Raw genomic sequence first — 19,252 nt, forward strand, 5'->3', positions numbered from 1 at the left:
TCACTCTTTCCTTAAAATAACTTCTTCTTCACTTACTATCATATCACCATCATACAGTTCAACAAGCTGAATATCATCTTTTTCCACTGAATTTTCTTCAAGTAGAGCGTCCAGCTGATCCTGCCCGGCAAATCTTCCCTCGTAATTGACGTATACTTCACTGTGACCGTCTGAACGCATTAACGGCAGAAAACCAGATACTAAATAGTAGCTGCCTTCCGGGATATCACTCCCTGCTTCAGTCATTCCCGCCGGCAGATATAGCACTTCATTTTCTTCAGCTGTGTCACCGGCAGGCTCAAGAGTCAATGTGCCGGAACGGGCTTTAAATTCGATTTCAAATCCTTCCTTCAAATCAACAACAGCCTGATTTAAATTATAATTTACCGCAAGCTCCAATAACCTGACACCGCTGTTGTCATTCACTGTAATACCGCCTGCGTCCATGTCCAGAATTTCAAGTGAATACTCACCCGGTTCAATGTCCTCACCGGCCGTGTATGTCCCGGGACTGATTGTAGTTCCTTCCCCTTCAAGACCTGACTTCCCAAGTACTTCTTCACTTAACGTAAACGGATACCTCTCGTCAATGCCCTCTGTATTGATTAAATGCGCCGACTGATAGTCACTGATATCCGCTTCACTTTCCGTCAGCGTCTCATCATCATATGTCTGCGGCATTATTCCGTTAAAACTGCAGCCGGAAGTAAAAAGCAGAATGAGTATCAGACTAACTTTCTTCATACGCCTGCTCCCCTTTATAAATCCTCAAATAGTGTTCATTGGTACCAAGAGGGCCTAAGCTCACTGAATCACTGCTCAAAGTACGAAGTCTCTGCATGATATGAAATACTTCCTCTTTTTTCATGTCTTTAGTCGGTATACAGACCCGGTTGTTTGCCAGATACATTGTACCTTCAGGCAGCGGAAGAATATCCTTTACATCATCATGCTTAATATATCCTTTAACATACTCATCTACTTCCTTTTTACGGTCATAAGTGTAATAGACATCTTTATGATTCAAAAAATAAATTTCATCCGCATAATCATCCAGATTCTCAAGCAGATGACTCGCAACAATAATGATTTTCCCGTCTTTTTTTATCTCTTGAAGTACACTCGTGACGAGTTCAACATTTACAGGATCAAGCCCGTTCATAATTTCATCCATAAACATTACTTTTGTATCTGCTGCAATCATCATGGCAAAACATAAACGCTGACGCATTCCAAGAGAATATGTCTTTACTTTATTCATCACATAATCACTCATATTCAAACGATCAATAATACCATCGATGTCACGCTCTTTTTTATTCCAGATATCTCTGTACATCTGTATGTGCTCATACCCGCTGAAGTCATCATACAATTCAGCCTGATCCGGAAAAAAAGTCACTTTTTTATGGAGCGCTTTAATATCTTTAGATGCATTTGAATACTTCACCCCGTCAATGATGACTTCTCCTTTTTCAAGCGGGATAAATCGTATCAGGGCATTGAACAGTGTTGTCTTACCTGTACCGTTCGGTGCAACCAGACCAATAATTGTATTATCCGGGATTTTAAAATTAATATCTTTCAATACAGTTTTTCTGCCATAGCTTATCGTTAAATCTTTGACTTCAAGTGTCATCACTGTTTCCTCCTCTCAAGTTTCCCCGTCCGGGTCGGAATCAATTTAAATATAAAATGAAATATCACTTCGACTATGATATAGAGAAGAAGGATATTGACAAACAGTTTCCAGATATTCACGCTGCCAATGTCTGACCACATACCGTCGACCACTGGAAGAATCTGCAGGTAGATTAACGGATTAAAACTTCCTCCGGCAGGTATCACTGTAAAGATATACGGAATATAAAATACCGCGACAACGACTGTAATCGTTAAATATATATTCCTGAACACCCAGCTCAGACCTGTTGATAACTTGATGACTACATAACTTAACAGCATTGTCAGTAAAATAATGGCTGCTGTATATTCAAGAATACTGATAAATTCTGCATCTACCCCACTGTATATCTGTACCGGATAACCGAGAGAACCTGTTTGGACTGTCAGCCGGTTAATCCCGTATGACAATGAAATACCCACAATAATGACTGACCATATGAGTGCCCAGCTGATAAAAGTTCTCTGCCGCCATTGATACGATGTTGTATAAGGCAGCCCCTGTGACACACTCCAGTGAAACATCTGGTCACGGCTGAATCTGTCCGCACCGAATATTGCTGCGATGATAAAAATAAATACACCTGCCATCACATTAACTAAATTCATCAGTACAAGAGAAGGTGACATCGGATTCCAGTCAATCTCTACATTATTCTCTTTGAGATAGTTAAAGAAACCAAGTGTTTCACGAAGTTCCTCCTCAGGCGGCATAAAAGTAAGCAGCAGCTCTCTCGATTCAAATTCATCCGCCTGATAAAATGACAGCTGGTTCTCTGTCATTTCAATCCCCTGATCCACATAGTCACTGACAATGTTTTCAAAACCTTCAACAGTGTTTCCTTCCTGTTCACTCAATATATACCGCTGCATGCCGAGAATTCTCTGCTGATCAGCAAGCTTATCATAAATTTCCTGTCCTTCTTTTGTTTCAAAGTCTTCTGAAGGTATCGCTTTAAATATCTGTTCTGTGTTTAAATATTCTTCCCGCAGCTCATCTAACGGCAGTTCAATCGAACGCTCCTGATATAGTGTTGAATACGATGCAAGAAACACCAGTAATGCCAAAAGTATAATACGTATTTTCCAGTCCCTCACCATTTTTAAAACATTCCACTTGAATAGTGCCATCTACGCCGACCCTCTTTCAAATTTCTGACGGGTCACTGTTGATTGAACCGCCCATAAAATGATTTCCAATACCACAATCGCTGCAAAGGTTACAATCATCCCCTGCATAAATGTAAATGCATCGCTCAGATTCAGGAAATTCAAACGCCCGCCGAGTACATCTCCAAATTCAAAATAATTTTGAGGAAAATAATGAGACGGAATCCCGAGAATAATATTTTCAGCACCACCGCTGTATATTCTGTTGAATGCAATCATCAGAAACGAGATAATCATTACCACTACATCATGTCTGAATATTAACGATAAAAAAGCATTGACTCTTATAAAGAAATAGATTAATACCGCACTGAATACGAGTGACTGAACGATAAAATCGACAACAGGAACAATTGTAAAATTAAAAGCTTCACCCCTGTAACCCTCTTCATAAGAATAACGCGGGACTGACATTGATCCGTCCCCGAAACCGTATAAGAGACCCGTAACCATGAAAAATACTGCCAGAAGGGCGGATATTCCGACCAATAAAATAATATACGCTGAAAGCGACTGATAAAATACGTATCTTCTCCAGCCAATCGGCTGCCCCGCTTTTATCGTCCGGTGATGCCGGTCGCTGACTAAAACATCACTCACAACAAATATTGTGACAAATAAAATAATTAAAGGTCCGTAATTCAAAAAGAATTTGTAAACCTGCTGAATACCTGTTCTTTCATTAAAAATATGAGGTGTCGGCACTTCCAGTGCAGCAACCTCTTCTATATGCTGTGTGTATATGTTCCGCATATAATCTTTTGAAGGAATATCCCCGCCGATTGTCTCATCAAGGTAATCATTCAACTCCCCGGCGGCAAATTCCGGCAGCCCCCATGCAGCAGTGACTTCCATTAATCTGTTGAAATCCCCTTTATCAACAGCATCTCTGTACTCAAACAAAGCTTCATAATTCCATTTGGCAAGACTGTATGTATCGACACCTGTAAAAGAATTAATCGCAATATCTCCCTGTGAGAGCCTCGACTCCTTCATGCCGTATTCTGATTCGGTTTCTAAAATCAGCTGTTCAGTATCTATCGACGCCGGATGATTATATGACGGCAGATAAAACAACGCGTATAAGAAAACAGCCAGTAAACACAGAATGACAATCAGTCTGTTTTTCTTATTCCTCACAATTTTCTTTGCTGTCTCTTTAAAAACGGTGAAAAACATCGCCCTTAACCCTCATTTCTGTAAATAAATTCAAAAAATTTAAAAATTATCATATATACAGTATAAAAAACTTTGAAAAGTCTGGCAATTATTTCTTTCAATTACCGAAATATTTTATTATTATAAAGAAAAAAGATATCATACGGGGGGAAACATATGTATAACTTCAAGCATGACATCGTACCTGAACTGCCTGATTTAAAGTATTTATATACAGAAAATATGGATGAAGCGGAGTTAAAAAACCGCTTTGACGCAGTTACATCATCTGACTACTGCGTCACTGCCTGGGACAATGATTCTCTAATCGGGATGATACGGTCATCCGGTGATCAGAACTACCTTCAGGTGATTACCGATTTTTTGGTCCATGATGACTACCAGTCACAAGGTATCTCATCCAGATTGATCCGGACTTATTTCAGCTTAACACCGGATGTGCGGGAATATCTTCTCGTTTCCAAATCCCGCTTCCAGAACACTTATATGATTACATGGCTTGAACATAAAGGCTTCCTGCTCCGTTCTAAAGAAGACGGTATGTATATTTTCCATAAAAAAAAGTGATAAACCCCGGGCGGGGTTTTATCACTATATAAAATAATTACCGAGCACACTGTTTACATCGTGCACCACGACAAATGCGTTCTCATCCTGTTTCTTAATCAAACGTTTCAAACGGGTCAGCTGATTTTTATTAATAACGACATAGAGAATGTCTTTATCTTCTTTAGAATAAAATCCGCGGCCGTCCATAATGGTAACCCCGCGTTTAATCTCGGTATTAATCAACTTGCCGAGCGTATCCGGCTGTTCTGAAATAATGGTAATTGCTTTTTTCGGATTCATACCTTCGATAATAAAGTCCATCACTTTGGTCGCAACATAGAGCGCAATCACTGTCAGCAGAACCTGCTCAAGCGACATGACAGTCAATCCAATTGTAATGACGATTAAATCAAAAAACAGCAGTGCATAAGATACGTTCACATCCATGTATTTATTTGCCATTTTAGCAAGAATCGTTGTACCTGCCGTTGTAGAACCCACACGAAGAATCAGACCGATACCAGTACCGATCAATAGACCTCCGAAGACTGTATTAATCAGTATCTCATCTGTCTGTACCTGCCATGTTTCCGTCAGCCACAATGCCAGTGAAGTCATTGGAACTGTAAAAATCGTATAATACATTGCCCGTTTTCCCAAAAACTTAAATCCGACAATCAATATGAGAGAGTTTAATATAAAGTTGGACAATGCAGTTGAAATATCAAATGCATAATAGAGGATGATGGAAATACCAATAAATCCTCCTTCACCAAGATTACCTGCAATCATAAACGAATTTACGCCTATCGCAAATAAAAAAGACCCCACAATTATTGTTAAGATATTAATCAATGTTTGTTGTGTGACCTTAGGATTTATAGATAGTTTTCTCTTATCAAAGTTCATCGTTCTTAATTTTTTTCTTATTTTCATATTGACCCTCCTCTATTATTCCTGTACTCGTCTTGAGACTCAAGATATATCATAAGGGTTTTAGGGAAATTTTTCAACACTATCAGAATAAGCCTAAGTTTTCAAAAAATAAACGACAATACTAAAATAACAATTTAGAACCGGCTGAATTATTTAAAAATCACTGCACAGAATCGTCTGTACAGTGATTTACTTTATTTAAACTCTATATTATCAATTTCAAGAGAACCTGTCGGGTCCACCTCCACGCCATCTACCAGTGAGTCATTGACACCAATGGCAAAATTTGTATGAAAAATAGGTACTATCGGCGCTTCATCATTTAGAATTTCCTGAACCTCTGTATAAATATCGTACCGTGCGTCTTCATCTGTTGCGGTACGTCCTGCATCGAGTAATTCTCCAACCTCAGGATTGTCATACCACATGCGGTTTCCTGTGCCTCCGATACTATCGGGGTGGAATAACGCATACAGACCATAATCTGCATCAGCAGTCACTGTTGTCCAGCCTGAGATATACATATCATGATTTCCTTCTGCCAGTGTTTCAAGATAAGCTGCCCATTCAAATTGTTCAATCGAAACATTAATATTGAGTTCGGCCAAAGCTTCCTGAATATACACTGCTGTGTCCACAATCTGCTGATCATCATTAATCCAGAGTGTTGTATCAAAGCCATCCGCAACATCTGTCTCACTTAAAAGTTCTTTCGCTCTGTCAATATCATACTCCGTACCTTCAAGTTCCTCATTATAGCCCCATACATCAGGAGCCAGCGGTCCTTTTGCCTGTATTCCCATGTCGTCATAAACTCCGGAGATAATCGCTTCTGTATCTACAGCATGAGCAATTGCCTGTCTTACTCTTTCATCATCAAACGGTTCATGCTCTGTATTCATGCCGAGGTATGTCATCCTCACAGATTCTCTCTCAACAAGCGATGTTTCTGCACCATTTGATACACGCTCAGCATTTGAAGAGTCAACGTCAGTGGCAATCTGTATTCCTCCGCTTTCAAGCTCTGCAAGACGGGCACCTGACTCTGGGATTACCCGGAATGTTACCGTTTCAAAGTTCCGGTCTCCGCCTCTGAAATCTTCAAATTTTGATAATTCAACACTGTCACCTGCATTGCGTGACTCTAATTGAAGGTGGTTTGTACCATCTGTTTCAGACCCAAGGACCTGACCCGTGTACTCCGATATTTGATCTACTATCTCTTCATATTCCTCTCCGTCTGTTTCACGAAGTTCATAATATTCATCCGCTGTCATATCAACACCAGCTTCATCAAGAGCAGTCTGATAATCCCGGTCAATAATTTCTTTACTCATAATACCGGCAGTTCCATGTGCCAAATGAGACGGCAGCGGTGCAAACGGATACTCCGTATGCATATTCACTTCATAGTCCCCGACAACTTCAACATCTTCAATCATCTCAAATAAAAATGCAACTGTTGAAGCCACTGCAGGATCTCTCACACGATCCAAGGTTGCTTTGACATCTTCAGCAGTAAAATCTTCCCCGCTGTGGAATAATGTATCTTCACGCAGTTTAAAGTTCCATACAGTATCCTCTGTCTGTTCCCATTCATCGGCCAGTCCCGGTCCGAGTTCCATATTTACATCAGAATCAATTAATGACTCATAAATATTTGTTCTGACCTGCCCCGATGCGGAATCGTTGGAACCGTGCAGATCCAGTGTCACCAGTTCATCCATCATACCGATGGTTAAATCACCCGTTCCAGAGCCACCCTCCTCACCTGTCATTTCTTCGACATTCGAGTCATCACTGCATGCAGCAATTACTGCCGACATGACAAGAACTAAAAACAATAAGTAAAACTTTTTATTCATTTAAATCCCCCTCTTTTTTACCTGTCCTATTATATATAAATAGCCGCTTCTAAACAACCCAGTTTTCTTAATAATCTAAAAAATCTGTCATTAAAAGTTGTCAAAAAAATGATGCCGCAACAGCGGCATCACCTTTACTTTGTCATTTGTTTTTCGATGAATTCTTTTAATACATGTACCGATGTGACACAGTCATTTAATGTCGTCCACTCTTCCGGGTTATGACTGATGCCGTTTTCGCTGCGTGCAAATATCATGGCAACAGGAATTTCAGAACCGATAATCATTGAGTCATGACCTGCACCACTCGGAATTTCAAGCGGTTCTATTTCCATTTCTTTAAGTATACCGGCAATTTCAGCCCTATATTCTTCAGCAATAGGTACCGGCGTGATTTTTGTGGTCGTACTTAAACTGACTTCTATACCCCTTTGACCGCTGATGTTCTGTGCTTTATTTTCCACGAGCTTCAGAACTTCATCCCGTGTTTCTTTAAAAATATCCCGTATATCGACAATCATTTTGACTGATTCAGGTATAACGTTCGCACCGTTCGGATATACTTCAAGCTTCCCTACAGTCGTCACTGCGGTCTCACTCACTGTTCCCGGGAGCGATTCAATTTCACTTACAAATTGACCCGCTGCGACTAAGGCATCTTTTCTGTCGTTCATCGGCGTATTACCGGCATGTCCGGCAACACCTTTAAATTCTACTTCAAGCCATGCAGGACCCGCAATACCGCTGACTACACCTGCCGGCTGATTATTTTTCTCAAGAACTTTCCCCTGCTCTATATGGAGTTCCGCGAAGAATTCCCAGTCCCGTTTTTTCACAGAACGATATTCATCAATTGATGTCCCGTAATGGTCCAGTACTTCTTCTAAAGTCCTGCCGTTATTATCTTTTAATAAAGACTGTGATGCCTCGTCAACCAGTCCCATATATGAACGGCTGCCGAATATTCCGCTGTTAAATCTTGAACCTTCCTCATCGGAAAAGATAACGACTTCAAAAGATTTTTCAGGTATAAAGCCCTCTGTTTTCCACGCTTCAACTACTTCAAGCGCTGCCAGTACACCGAGAGGTCCATCAAAGTTACCACCTTCGGGTACACTGTCTACATGTGAGCCTGAAGCAATGGATGAATGATCATCTTTACCCTTAAAACGGGCAAACACATTCCCGACACCGTCTGTTTCAACAGTAAGTCCGGCCTCTTTCATCCATGTAATCACTTCGGCCTTCGCCTCTTTTTCTTCATCAGAAAATCCGATACGTGTCACTCCGCCGCCGGGTGAAGCGCCTATTTTAGACAATGTATCAATACGGTTTGCCAGACGCTCCCCGTCCACACCATCATAATTTAAAGATTTATCATACGTTTTAACGAGCTTTTCAAAGACGCTCACATCAATCACTCCATTAGTTTACTCTCATTTTATCAAAATAAATTACCAGATTAAAATCTCGAATTCCTCTGTTTTTAACTCATATTTCATGTTCAGCTGATAAACGATGACACTGCATCAATCAAGCTGTATACACCGAGGAACGATACTACTACTACAACAAATCCGCTGATTATATTTAGTTTCCATGTATTTACCTGCTTCCCCATCAGGCCGCGTTTATTAATAATAACAAATATAAGAATCGCAATAATCGGAAGAATAATACCATTCAATGCCTGGGCAATTAAAATAACCTCAAGCGGTTCAAAACCAATCGCAGACGTAATGACGCCGATTAAAATAACAATACCGAAAATCGTTTTGAATTTTCGATTTTTCATTCCGCCTTCCCATTTGAAGAAACTGCTTACAGTTGCCGCTGCACCAAGGGGAGACGCAACTGCCGAGGAGAAGCCTGCTGCAAATAATCCGATACTGATAAATATCGGTGCCCAGAATTCACCTAAAACCACTTCCAGCGGTGCTGCCAGCTGAACCACATTGTTTACTTCCTGACCATATATCAATGCTGCTGCTGAAATCAGGATTGCTGCTGAAATAATTCCTCCAATGGTAATCGATATTACTGTATCCCATCGTGCCAGGTTTAAGTCTTTCATCCCATTGAATCGTTCATGTACTGCACTGGCATGCAGAAAGAAATTATAAGGAACAACTGTTGTTCCGATTAATGCAATCACTGTAATAATCGAGCCGTCTGGAATCGATGGTACAAAGGCACCGCCAAAAATCTCTCCCCAGTCCGGGCTCACTACAAACATTGTGGTAATAAAGGTAATCCCCATTATCAGCATTAGGAAAATTAATAATTTTTCAATCAGCTTATAATTTCCAAATATACCGATGAAAAATATGATCACACCTACAACAGGAGCTATAAAGTGTGTCGGTATCCCTGTTAAATGGCTTAATCCAAGGGACGTCCCGATAAGATCACCACTCATGTATGCCGCACATCCGACTGCAACGGCAACCATTGAAATCCATACTGTCAGAAATTTCCCAATTCCCCCTGCAAACAAATTTGAAATTGCTTCTCCAAGACCCTGACGTGTCACAAGTGCGAGCCTGATAATCATTTCCTGAAGTATAATTGTTGCAATGATCGAAAATAATACAGCCCAGATTAAACTATAACCAAATCCTGCCCCTGCACGCGTCATTGCTGTAACTGTACCCGGGCCGATGAATGACGCAGTAATAACCATCCCCGGTCCAAGTGCCTTAATAACATCTACCACTCTTGACATAGTCCCACCCCTAATCATTATTTTATACATTATAATATAATTCCTACCTATTTAATAGATATTTTTTATCGGAATTATCAGTTATCTTTGGTTTTATAAAAAACACAGACTAAAATCACTGTGCCATCTGCTGTCACCCATTAACTTTTCAATCCCCCTTCTTTAATATCTATATATAATAAGTTTCGGATTACATTTTTAATTATGGGTATAAGTATATATACACCGAAAATATTACACTCACTTTACTTTATATCAATATTTTACACGAGTATAACACAGCAATTACAATTCGATAAAACAGCACAAATATTCAAGCATTTATATCAATAGTTTTGTAGAATGATTTTTATCGTCAATTGTCTCCTATGCAGACATACCTATACATACGTAAATTTTTAGGAGGGGATTATCATCGAACGGAATGCTTTTTTTGACAATGCAAAAGTCATTCTCATTTTCCTTGTAGTGTTCGGTCATATGATTCAGCCGTTTGCGGCTGATTCAAATACAATTAATGCAGTCTATACATGGATTTATATTTTTCATATGCCTGCGTTCATATTTTTGGCAGGTTTCTTTGCCAAGGGAATTGGAGATATGAAGTATGTATGGAATTTATTCAAAAAAATTCTAATACCTTATTTAATATTCCAGCTAGTTTATACGTTCTATTACTTCGGTATCGGCAAGCCGGACTGGGATTCAAGTATTTTAGATCCTCAGTGGTCATTATGGTTCCTTGTCAGCTTGTTCAGCTGGCATATGCTGCTGATTGTTTTTAAGAAAATACCAATGGGCTTTAGTATCAGTGCCGCTGTTCTTGTCGGCATTATTGCGGGCTACTTCGGAGAAATCGGTCAGACTTTGAGTCTGTCAAGAACACTCGTGTTCTTCCCGTTCTTCCTTACCGGCTACTTTTTGACGGTCAGTCATGTCATGGTGGTTAAAAAACACTTTATGAAAATTGCTGCAGTTGCTGTTATGGCAATGTTCTTCGGCTTAGTTTACTTCATGCCGGATATTGATACGGGATGGCTTCTTGCTTCACAATCCTACAGTGATCTTGGTGCAGATAACGAAGGCGGCATCATCCGCTTTACTGTTTATATTGCAGCCACGCTCATGACATTCAGTATCTTCACTTTTGTTCCGACACAAAATCTCGGCTGGATAACAGGGCTTGGTGCAAAAACATTATACGTCTACCTATTGCACGGCTTTATCGTTCAATTCTTAAGACAGTTCGATATTCTGTCAGTCAATCAGTGGTATGATTTTGTGTTTATCATCATTATGTCCGCATTAATCGTCATTGTATTGTCGAGTCAATTCATACTGACGCTGACCCAGCCGCTCGTTGAACTCCGCACAAAGAAATTAAGAGCATTATTTAAATAGAAACGGGACAGTTCATTTGAACTGCCCCGCTTTTTTTAATCCAATATATTTTTATATACTTTACCATCTTTTGCTACAACTTTAATCTCATCATGGTGTTTAAGAATACCGATATTTTCAAGCGGATTCTCTTTAGTTAAGATGAAATCAGCTGTATAGCCTTCCTTGACTAAGCCGATATCCTCATATCCCATACATTCTGCTGCAACTTTTGTCGAAGCAACAATCGCATCCATCGGTGTCATGCCGCATTCAACCATTAATTCAAGTTCCCGAAGATTCGTACCGTGCTTAAATACACCTGCATCAGTACCCATTGCTATTTTCACGCCGGCTTTATAAGCTCTTGTAAAACTTTCTTTATGAATCTCAAGGACTTCTTTCGATTTATCAATTGATGTCTGTGCCATACCAAGTTCTTCAGAAAACTCCAGCACTGAAACCGGTGCAAGAAGTGTCGGTACTAAGTAAGTGCCCTTTTCTTTCATCTTTTCAATAATATCATCGTCGAGGAAGATACCATGCTCAATAGAATGAATGCCCGCTTCCACACAGTTTCTGATACCTTCAAGTCCCTGTGCATGTGCCATCACTTTCACACCGTTTCTAAACTGTGCTTCTTCTACAATGACTTTAAGCTCATCCAGCGAGAACTGTGTAAATTTTGGATGGTCTGTCGGACTGGATACTCCGCCTGTCGCATGAACTTTAATCACATCGGCTCCTGCTCTCAGCATTTCACGTGTTTTCTTTCTCACTTCTTCAACGCCGTCACAAATTCCTGCCGGCATCCCCGGATGCGGCTGAAGAATATCAACATTAACTCCTGAATAATTATAGCCGTCACCATGACCGCCTGTAATCGTTAATGCATTGACACTAATCTGCATTCTCGGGGCATCGATCAGACCGTCATCAATTGCTTTCTTTAGCCCTAAGTCACTGCCGAGGGCATCTCTGACTGAAGTCACACCTGCATTCAAAGTGGTTTTCAAATACTGTGCAGCTGCATAAAAATTATAAGAAAACGGTGTTGTAAGACGCTGTTCCAAAGGCTTCAGCTCGAACATCATATGCACATGGGCATCAATCATACCAGGGAGCATGTAACCGCCCTCTGCATCAATGATTTCTGTACCTCCGTCCTCTAAACCGTCCGGTTTAATCTGAGTAAATCTGCCGTCCTCCACCAGAACATCAGTCTTTACAATTTCTTCAGAACCTGTTCCATCGATAAGATTCACATTTTTAATCAATAACTTTGCCATTCTTTACACCTCTAAATTTTATATTAAATTCATAACAATACTTGCGATAAATACAGATGCCACTGTTACCGTTACAAAACCGCCGATTAGCATTGGTGTGACGAGTTCCTGGAATAAAGCTTCCTGCTCCTCAGGCGTACGCCCCTCACTTCTTGATACTTCCTCACAAATAATATAATCTCCCGGGAAACCGATCAATGCAGTCAATGCCACAGGCATTCCTTTATACGGGTGCCAGCCGACAAGTTTGGACGCAATATAACCGCCGCCGAGTATACCCAGAATACCTAAACCAAGTATAGCTGCGACACCAGGGATATTCTCAACCACATCACTTGGTGAAATACCACCCATGGAACCAATAATAACAAAGATTAAAGCAACCATCATGAAACTGAATGAATTGGCACTGTTTAACACACTCTTCGGAAACAGATTCAAGTTCAATGCCAGGATACCGAATACCAGACAGAATATTGTAAAGTGAATCCCTGTTAAATCACCAAGGTAAACTCCGAAGGCCGCCAGAAGAAATACACAGAATAACTTGACTATATTGTTCGCCATCAGCTTAATCCGTACAGGCTTTTCTTCCTCATCAACACTGCCAACAGTCTTGGCAATATCCACTTCCCCGTTCACAAATTTCTTTCCGTACTTCTTCATAAAGAAAGTAGACAACGGCATACCGATTGCACCTTGTAACGCCTGGACCATTACAGGTATAACAATTAACGACGTAAGACCAAGTGCTTCAAGGCGTTCCGTTGTAATTAAAAGTGCCACCACTCCGCCGGATAACGGACCAACACCACTTGCTGCTGTCGGGAAACCGAACACCATTGTAACGATTGTTAAAACCAGCGTAAGTGCACCAATCAGTCCGGACAGCGAAATAATCACAGCCCGCCACTGCTTTTTAAGTATCGTAAATCTCATCAAAGTTCCCATATGGACAATCAGCGGTCCAATCAGGATTGCACCAAGTGCAGGAAGTGTCGACCACTCCAGTATCTCCGCCGGAAATACGCCGGTCCATGTCAAAATTAAATATCCCAGCATTGCTGTCATCAGCATTGGAATCCGCGCACGTGTTACTATGGAGAGTACTTCACCAAACACGAGAAGTGCAAACACCATAACCGTGGCAATAATTGGTTCCTGTATCATATCAATCATTCCCATCTCAATTTAAATCGACTTTAAAGTCAGTGAATGAATTATACATATTTTCTGAACATTTTAAAAGATATTTTTCAGAAAAAAATCATTTTTCAGTTATTGGAAGCGTTATTTTTTGTAACCAATTTCACTATGCTGAAATTTAATGGAAATAAAGGAAGATAACCCTTGTAAAATTCGTATAAAATAACTAAAAGCCGCTGCACAATTCACGGCAGCGGCTTTTATACTCCTTTTTATATATGTATGTTTTTATTTTAATTATTTCATTTTGGGAAAGGTTTCTTAATGATTCTACAAGTCTATTATAGCATATACAGCTCTGTGATATAAGACTGTTCATGACCGGATTTTTACTGTACGATATGTATTCGAACAGAAAGAGGGGGATTTTTTGTCTAATACAACTTTTTTTGAAGAAGAAAATCATCTGTCATTTACCGTACAGTTTTTAAAAGCCTATCATGCGGACTTGAGTTTAAAGCTCGGGGATAAAACAGATGGTATCCGCTCCCGCAGGACGGAAATCAGTGAAGAACTCAGTCATTTAGTCGTTGATTTTGATGACGGAAACTTTTGGGAATTTGTAACCCTGCTTCCGGAACTGAGGATGTCGGAGCTTGATTTTAATTATATTAAAGAAATGCACGAAATGACAAAATCCATGATACCTAAACCCTATTTTGGAAAGATCGTTGTGGACGGGGATGAAATTTATATTGGCAACAGAACAATCAGAGACAGTGAGAATGATATTATCATATATGACTGGCGGACACCCATCGCCGGCTTATTCTATGAGAACCAGACAGGCTCTCTTTCTTATAAAATTCCAAACGGGGAAATCATTCAAGCGGATGTCAGCAGCAGAAGACAGTTCATTGTAGAAAACAGCAGACTTTTGAAGATGTTTGACAGTGATTTATATATCGGAGATGAAGTTCTGCAGAATATCCTGACTGATTCATCCGGGTCAAAATTAAAGAATATTGTTGCGACCATTCAAAAGGAGCAGAACGATATTATCAGGCAGCCCTTGAAACAGGACACACTTGTATACGGTCCGCCGGGCAGCGGTAAAACATCTCTCGCCCTGCAGCGTATTGCATTTCTGCTTTATCAGTACAAAGACATTTTAAAGCCTGAGAATATTCTCCTTGTCTCTCCAAATGAAGTATTTAATGACTATTTGTCGGATGTACTGCCGGAACTCGGGGAAAATCATGTTAAGAATACAACTTTCTATCGAATGCTTTCAGAGTTTCCGTATTTTAAAGGACGCAGGTTTGAAAATGTCTATGACAACATCAGCAGGCTTCAGCATGAACCCCATGATGATTACCGGTTTAAAAATTCACTCGGCTATTTTAAAGAACTTCATGTTTATTTAAAAAGCTTACAGGACAACGGTTTTCATTTCAGGGATGTCAAATATCAGGGCGGTACTTTAATTACAAAAGAGAAACTCTCACATATGTTCTATCATGAATTACGACAACATGAGACGAGCCGCCGCCTCTTGAAAATAAAGGAATTTTTACTGCGTGAATATCAAAGCACTGTTAAGCGTCTTGAAAAAGAAAAACTGAAGTCACTGACAGAAGAAAATACTTACGTCGGTGAGGCGCACGAATTAAAACAGCAGGCACATGAATACGCCAAACAAAAGACACAGAGCGCCCACAGGCAGATTACACGTCATCGCTTTATCCATATTGAAAAAATATATGCAGAGTCACTGAATCACTCCGCTGTTAAAAACAGAACAATAAAATCGATTAAAGACAATCACTTTAAATATGAAGATATTGCACCGCTGATTTATATCTACATTCATCTTCTTAATATTTCAAACACGGCTATTGAACACGTTCTCGTTGATGAAGTTCAGGATTATTCGAATCTTCAGTACTATGTGATGAAGCACTATTACAGAAAAGCGACTTTTACGAGTCTCGGAGATTTAAACCAGCTGATACATCCTGCAGAAAAAGATCAGCTTATTGTTAAAAATCATGTCACTAAACAGCTCAGAAACTCATACCGGTCCACCAATCAAATTAATACGTACCTGAATGAATTAATCCCGGATACCATACACTCTGTTTCTGTAGACGGTGATGATGTTAATGTGATTAACAGTGAAGACCCGTACAAAGATCTCCTCGACATACTGAATGAGCACCGTGAACAGACCGCCATTATTACAGATTCAAGAGAAAGTGCAGATGCACTGTATCACCAGTTAAAAACACAGTTTCCTGAATTCAAAAATCTTCAGGAAGAAGATACACTTTACCAGCAGTCCTTTATTATTCTTCCTTTCTATTTATGCAAAGGCTTTGAATATAATACTGTCATTGTGTATGGTGCGGATCAATTCAAAGATCAGACACATGTTAATTTTGTACTCGCTTCAAGAGCAACCAGACACCTTCACCTGATCAATATAAAATAACAGTAAAACATACTTTACAAGTAGGATATAGTGTCCTATACTATATAAGTTGATTTTTATAGTATTCAAAACTTTAAAGGAGATTATATATGGACACACTACTTATCATTATTAACCTTGTTGTCTTTGCCGCACTAATCGGTTCACTGTTTTTCCTAAATAAAAAACATATTAAATTTTCATACCGTGTTCTGATTGGTCTCGGTATCGGACTCGTCTTCGGTGCTATGCTTCAACTGATATACGGTACCGACAGTCAAGTCATTACCAACACTACAGATTGGATCAGCATGATCGGCAACGGCTTTGTCCGACTGCTCCAGATGATTGTTATGCCTCTGATTTTCATTTCCATTCTGGCTGCATTCGCAAAAATGGATGTGAAGGAGCGGTTCCTTAAATCAGGAATTAAAATCATCGTGATTCTGCTTGGTACAACTGCCATCGCTGCTACAATCGGTATTATTTCAGCCTCTGCCTTCAACCTTGATGCTTCAAGTATCAACCTTGGCGATGCAGAAAATGACCGTGCATTATCAATTGAAGAAACAGCCTCTTCTGTAGAAGACTCAACCCTGCCTCAGCAGATTGTTGAACTGCTGCCGGCAAACCCATTTTTGGACTTTACAGGTGACCGCGCAACATCAACGATTGCTGTAGTGATTTTTGCAGTGTTCCTCGGCTTCAGCCTGGTGAGACTACTGCGCAAAAAACCGGACAGCGGTGAATCCGTCAGAAACGGTATATTAAATATTAACGACTGGGTAATGGAGCTTGTTAAAATCATTTTAAGATTGACTCCTTACGGTATTTTGGCAATTATGACTACTACAGTCGCAACTTCAGACTTTTCAGCAGTTGTTGATCTTGGACTCTTTGTTATTGCTTCTTATGCAGCATTAATCGCAATGTATATTGTCCATCTGATTATCTTATCAGTCACAGGATTAAATCCGGTTCAATATATTAAAAAATCATCCGAGGCATTACTTTTTGCCTTCACATCACGTTCAAGTGCAGGCACGCTGCCGCTTAATATCCAGACTCAGACAACACGTCTCGGTGTACCGGCAAGTGTTGCGAACTTCTCAGGAAGTTTCGGTTTATCTATCGGGCAGAACGGATGTGCCGGCATCTATCCGGCAATGCTCGGTATTATGATTGCACCTGCTGCAGGTGTTGAAGTGAATGCACAGTTTATTATCACCCTGATTGCAGTCACTGTAATTGCATCACTCGGTATTGCCGGAGTCGGCGGCGGTGCAACATTTGCTGCCATCATTGTCTTATCTACAATGAATTTACCGGTTGCACTTGCGGCTGTACTCATTTCAGTGGAGCCATTGATTGACATGGGCCGTACAGCTGTAAACGTCAGCGGTTCAATGGTTGCCGGAACAGTAACATCCAAAACAGATGGCACACTTGATAAAGAGCTGTATAACCAGAAAGAATTTGATGAATTAACTGCTGATGCATAGAACCAAAAAAATCCGTTAGAGATTACTCTCTAGCGGATTTTTCATTTATATGAAAGCTGAAATTATAGTAAAATGAGTATATCAAATCTATTGTGGGGAATATTTTATGAAATCCATTATACCTTCTTTAACCTTTAACGGGAATGCACTGGAGGCAGTCCATTTTTATCAGGACACATTCAGGGATGCTGAACTCAAGCTTTTACAAATGCATGATGAAGAATCCCATATGTCCGGGCAGGTCATGCAGGCTGTATTGTCTGTCCAAGGCCAGATGATCCAGCTGAATGACAACCAAATACCAAATGAATTTAAATTCACACCCAGCATGTCATTTTTAATAGACACCTTCACTCTTGATGAAGCAGAAAATTACTATCGTAAGCTGAAAAGAAACGGTGCGATACTGGTACCGTTTGATGATTATGGCAGCCGCGACTATTTCGGATGGGTTCAGGACCAATACGGTGTTTGCTGGCAGATTAATTTTAGACAATAAAAAACAGCTCCTCTTCTAATCAGGAGCTGTTTTTATTAAAGGCTGATGATGCTGACTAATTTAGAAACTGCTGATTTTTTCACAGCTTTTTTGTCTTTTGATGCTAACTTCGCATTATTTAGTGCGATGTTTTTATATTCATTAATTCTTCTCTCTGCTGAATATCTATCTGTAGAAAACATGCTTTTCACTCCTTAAATTGAAATTTATTTTTTATCCAGATGCTTTATCTATCATCTTCACAAATTATAATATCAGTCATATCAACGTTTATCAATGGTTTTGTGATTAAATTCCTAAAGTACATCAATTTAAAATTTTCTATAAATTCAATTTAAAAATGAATAAAAAGATATATAATTTCAAACAGAAAGTTTTTCATCATTACTTATGATATTAGCAGCATGAATATTCATATTGTATTCGTTTTCATGAATGTTTTATTAATAATTCATATTTATGGTAGAATAAAACAGAATATTCTTTAGAAAATACTATGAAATACATCCACTTAAATTACTATTTACAACATCACAACTTGTATGAGGAGATGATTATATGATGTGGATTGTTTATATTGTACTGATTTGTACTGCAGCCGGAGTCATTACAGATTATTTAAAGCGAATGAATCAAAAAGAAAAACTGCGGCTGAAGCAACTCGATAAAGAAATTGAACTTGAACAGTTGAAACAGGAGAATTATTTACTTGAGAATGAAGAAATGCGAATTACTCTGAACAGAATCAAAGAGGAAAATAAGGAACGATCCGAAGAAAAATATGCTTCTAAAGAAAACAAATGGTTAATTGAGGAAACTAAAGAACGGGAAAAGCAGTAAATGCTCTTCCCGTTCT

The 19,252-nt window shown here is 39.5% G+C and carries 17 protein-coding genes; 6 read left to right on the plus strand and 11 right to left on the minus strand.

Going from position 1 to position 19,252, the window contains the following annotated elements:
* Genes ACFSX4_RS13485 through ACFSX4_RS13500 form a run of 4 tightly spaced genes read right to left on the minus strand, consistent with a single transcriptional unit; the run spans position 1 to position 4,032 of the window.
* Entirely contained in the window at positions 1 to 744 is a 744-nt protein-coding gene (locus ACFSX4_RS13485; RefSeq protein ID WP_377775780.1) for a hypothetical protein, read from the minus strand.
* The gene (locus tag ACFSX4_RS13490; protein WP_377775782.1) at positions 731 to 1,639 is read right to left on the minus strand and encodes an ABC transporter ATP-binding protein; all 909 of its coding nucleotides are present in this window, start codon (positions 1,637 to 1,639) and stop codon (positions 731 to 733) included. The genes ACFSX4_RS13485 and ACFSX4_RS13490 overlap by 14 nt, the downstream gene beginning before the upstream one ends.
* Positions 1,639 to 2,814: a hypothetical protein gene (locus tag ACFSX4_RS13495; RefSeq protein WP_377775784.1), complete on the minus strand. Its 1,176-nt coding sequence runs from the start codon at positions 2,812 to 2,814 to the stop codon at positions 1,639 to 1,641. Before ACFSX4_RS13495 ends, ACFSX4_RS13490 begins: the two co-directional genes overlap by 1 nt.
* Entirely contained in the window at positions 2,815 to 4,032 is a 1,218-nt protein-coding gene (locus ACFSX4_RS13500) for a hypothetical protein (RefSeq protein ID WP_377775786.1), read from the minus strand. It lies immediately after the preceding gene.
* A gap of 156 nt (positions 4,033 to 4,188) precedes the next feature.
* Between ACFSX4_RS13500 and ACFSX4_RS13505 the strand changes: the two genes are divergently transcribed.
* Positions 4,189 to 4,599, plus strand: a complete 411-nt coding sequence (locus tag ACFSX4_RS13505; protein WP_377775788.1) for a GNAT family N-acetyltransferase — start codon at positions 4,189 to 4,191, stop codon at positions 4,597 to 4,599.
* 24 nt (positions 4,600 to 4,623) lie between these two features.
* On the opposite strand, the gene ACFSX4_RS13510 is transcribed toward ACFSX4_RS13505, so the two are convergent.
* The 4 genes from ACFSX4_RS13510 to ACFSX4_RS13525 all read right to left on the minus strand — a co-directional run bounded on the left by ACFSX4_RS13510 (position 4,624) and on the right by ACFSX4_RS13525 (position 10,107).
* Positions 4,624 to 5,490, minus strand: coding sequence for a YitT family protein (locus ACFSX4_RS13510; protein WP_377775928.1), 867 nt, complete (start codon positions 5,488 to 5,490; stop codon positions 4,624 to 4,626).
* Between the two features lie 221 nt (positions 5,491 to 5,711).
* On the minus strand, positions 5,712 to 7,382 hold the full coding sequence (locus ACFSX4_RS13515) for a glutathione ABC transporter substrate-binding protein (RefSeq protein WP_377775790.1): 1,671 nt from the start codon (positions 7,380 to 7,382) through the stop codon (positions 5,712 to 5,714).
* Positions 7,383 to 7,516: 134 nt separating this feature from the next.
* Positions 7,517 to 8,794 (minus strand): M20 family metallo-hydrolase, encoded by a 1,278-nt coding sequence (locus tag ACFSX4_RS13520; protein WP_377775792.1) that lies wholly within the window; start codon positions 8,792 to 8,794, stop codon positions 7,517 to 7,519.
* 92 nt (positions 8,795 to 8,886) lie between these two features.
* A complete protein-coding gene (locus ACFSX4_RS13525; protein WP_377775794.1) occupies positions 8,887 to 10,107 on the minus strand; it encodes an Nramp family divalent metal transporter in 1,221 nt (406 codons plus the stop codon).
* 414 nt (positions 10,108 to 10,521) lie between these two features.
* Here ACFSX4_RS13525 and ACFSX4_RS13530 point away from each other — a divergent pair, with 414 nt between their 5' ends.
* The gene (locus tag ACFSX4_RS13530; RefSeq protein WP_377775929.1) at positions 10,522 to 11,508 is read left to right on the plus strand and encodes an acyltransferase family protein; all 987 of its coding nucleotides are present in this window, start codon (positions 10,522 to 10,524) and stop codon (positions 11,506 to 11,508) included.
* Positions 11,509 to 11,543: 35 nt separating this feature from the next.
* On the opposite strand, the gene ACFSX4_RS13535 is transcribed toward ACFSX4_RS13530, so the two are convergent.
* Together ACFSX4_RS13535 and ACFSX4_RS13540 are read right to left on the minus strand one after the other, a co-directional pair.
* Positions 11,544 to 12,776 carry a metal-dependent hydrolase family protein gene (locus ACFSX4_RS13535; protein ID WP_377775796.1) on the minus strand — a complete coding sequence of 411 codons (1,233 nt, stop codon included), beginning with the start codon at positions 12,774 to 12,776 and terminating at the stop codon, positions 11,544 to 11,546.
* Positions 12,777 to 12,794: 18 nt separating this feature from the next.
* Positions 12,795 to 13,946 (minus strand): hypothetical protein, encoded by a 1,152-nt coding sequence (locus ACFSX4_RS13540; RefSeq protein WP_377775930.1) that lies wholly within the window; start codon positions 13,944 to 13,946, stop codon positions 12,795 to 12,797.
* 406 nt (positions 13,947 to 14,352) lie between these two features.
* Between ACFSX4_RS13540 and ACFSX4_RS13545 the strand changes: the two genes are divergently transcribed.
* The 3 genes from ACFSX4_RS13545 to ACFSX4_RS13555 all read left to right on the plus strand — a co-directional run bounded on the left by ACFSX4_RS13545 (position 14,353) and on the right by ACFSX4_RS13555 (position 18,396).
* Positions 14,353 to 16,416, plus strand: a complete 2,064-nt coding sequence (locus ACFSX4_RS13545) for a HelD family protein (protein WP_377775798.1) — start codon at positions 14,353 to 14,355, stop codon at positions 16,414 to 16,416.
* A gap of 89 nt (positions 16,417 to 16,505) precedes the next feature.
* Positions 16,506 to 17,897, plus strand: coding sequence for an L-cystine transporter (locus tag ACFSX4_RS13550; RefSeq protein ID WP_377775800.1), 1,392 nt, complete (start codon positions 16,506 to 16,508; stop codon positions 17,895 to 17,897).
* 106 nt (positions 17,898 to 18,003) lie between these two features.
* Complete coding sequence (locus tag ACFSX4_RS13555; RefSeq protein WP_377775802.1) at positions 18,004 to 18,396, plus strand: VOC family protein; 393 nt, start codon at positions 18,004 to 18,006, stop codon at positions 18,394 to 18,396.
* Positions 18,397 to 18,431: 35 nt separating this feature from the next.
* On the opposite strand, the gene ACFSX4_RS13560 is transcribed toward ACFSX4_RS13555, so the two are convergent.
* Positions 18,432 to 18,578 (minus strand): hypothetical protein, encoded by a 147-nt coding sequence (locus ACFSX4_RS13560; RefSeq protein ID WP_377775804.1) that lies wholly within the window; start codon positions 18,576 to 18,578, stop codon positions 18,432 to 18,434.
* Between the two features lie 376 nt (positions 18,579 to 18,954).
* On the opposite strand from ACFSX4_RS13560, the gene ACFSX4_RS13565 reads away from it, so the two are divergent.
* On the plus strand, positions 18,955 to 19,236 hold the full coding sequence (locus tag ACFSX4_RS13565) for a hypothetical protein (RefSeq protein ID WP_377775806.1): 282 nt from the start codon (positions 18,955 to 18,957) through the stop codon (positions 19,234 to 19,236).
* The last annotated feature ends 16 nt before the right edge of the window (positions 19,237 to 19,252 follow it).

Source organism: Corticicoccus populi, from assembly GCF_042686195.1.
Taxonomy (GTDB): Bacteria; Bacillota; Bacilli; order Staphylococcales; family Salinicoccaceae; genus Corticicoccus; species Corticicoccus populi.

Excerpts from the sequence above, each read along its gene's own strand:
- ACFSX4_RS13560 (WP_377775804.1), bottom strand. The coding sequence starts at position 18,578 with ATGTTTTCTACAGATAGATATTCAGCAGAGAGAAGAATTAATGAATAT.
- ACFSX4_RS13525 (WP_377775794.1), bottom strand. The coding sequence starts at position 10,107 with ATGTCAAGAGTGGTAGATGTTATTAAGGCACTTGGACCGGGGATGGTT.
- ACFSX4_RS13555 (WP_377775802.1), top strand. The coding sequence starts at position 18,004 with ATGAAATCCATTATACCTTCTTTAACCTTTAACGGGAATGCACTGGAG.
- ACFSX4_RS13540 (WP_377775930.1), bottom strand. The coding sequence starts at position 13,946 with ATGATACAGGAACCAATTATTGCCACGGTTATGGTGTTTGCACTTCTC.
- ACFSX4_RS13485 (WP_377775780.1), bottom strand. The coding sequence starts at position 744 with ATGAAGAAAGTTAGTCTGATACTCATTCTGCTTTTTACTTCCGGCTGC.
- ACFSX4_RS13500 (WP_377775786.1), bottom strand. The coding sequence starts at position 4,032 with ATGTTTTTCACCGTTTTTAAAGAGACAGCAAAGAAAATTGTGAGGAAT.
- ACFSX4_RS13550 (WP_377775800.1), top strand. The coding sequence starts at position 16,506 with ATGGACACACTACTTATCATTATTAACCTTGTTGTCTTTGCCGCACTA.
- ACFSX4_RS13495 (WP_377775784.1), bottom strand. The coding sequence starts at position 2,814 with ATGGCACTATTCAAGTGGAATGTTTTAAAAATGGTGAGGGACTGGAAA.
- ACFSX4_RS13535 (WP_377775796.1), bottom strand. The coding sequence starts at position 12,776 with ATGGCAAAGTTATTGATTAAAAATGTGAATCTTATCGATGGAACAGGT.
- ACFSX4_RS13510 (WP_377775928.1), bottom strand. The coding sequence starts at position 5,490 with ATGAACTTTGATAAGAGAAAACTATCTATAAATCCTAAGGTCACACAA.
- ACFSX4_RS13565 (WP_377775806.1), top strand. The coding sequence starts at position 18,955 with ATGATGTGGATTGTTTATATTGTACTGATTTGTACTGCAGCCGGAGTC.
- ACFSX4_RS13505 (WP_377775788.1), top strand. The coding sequence starts at position 4,189 with ATGTATAACTTCAAGCATGACATCGTACCTGAACTGCCTGATTTAAAG.
- ACFSX4_RS13515 (WP_377775790.1), bottom strand. The coding sequence starts at position 7,382 with ATGAATAAAAAGTTTTACTTATTGTTTTTAGTTCTTGTCATGTCGGCA.
- ACFSX4_RS13490 (WP_377775782.1), bottom strand. The coding sequence starts at position 1,639 with ATGACACTTGAAGTCAAAGATTTAACGATAAGCTATGGCAGAAAAACT.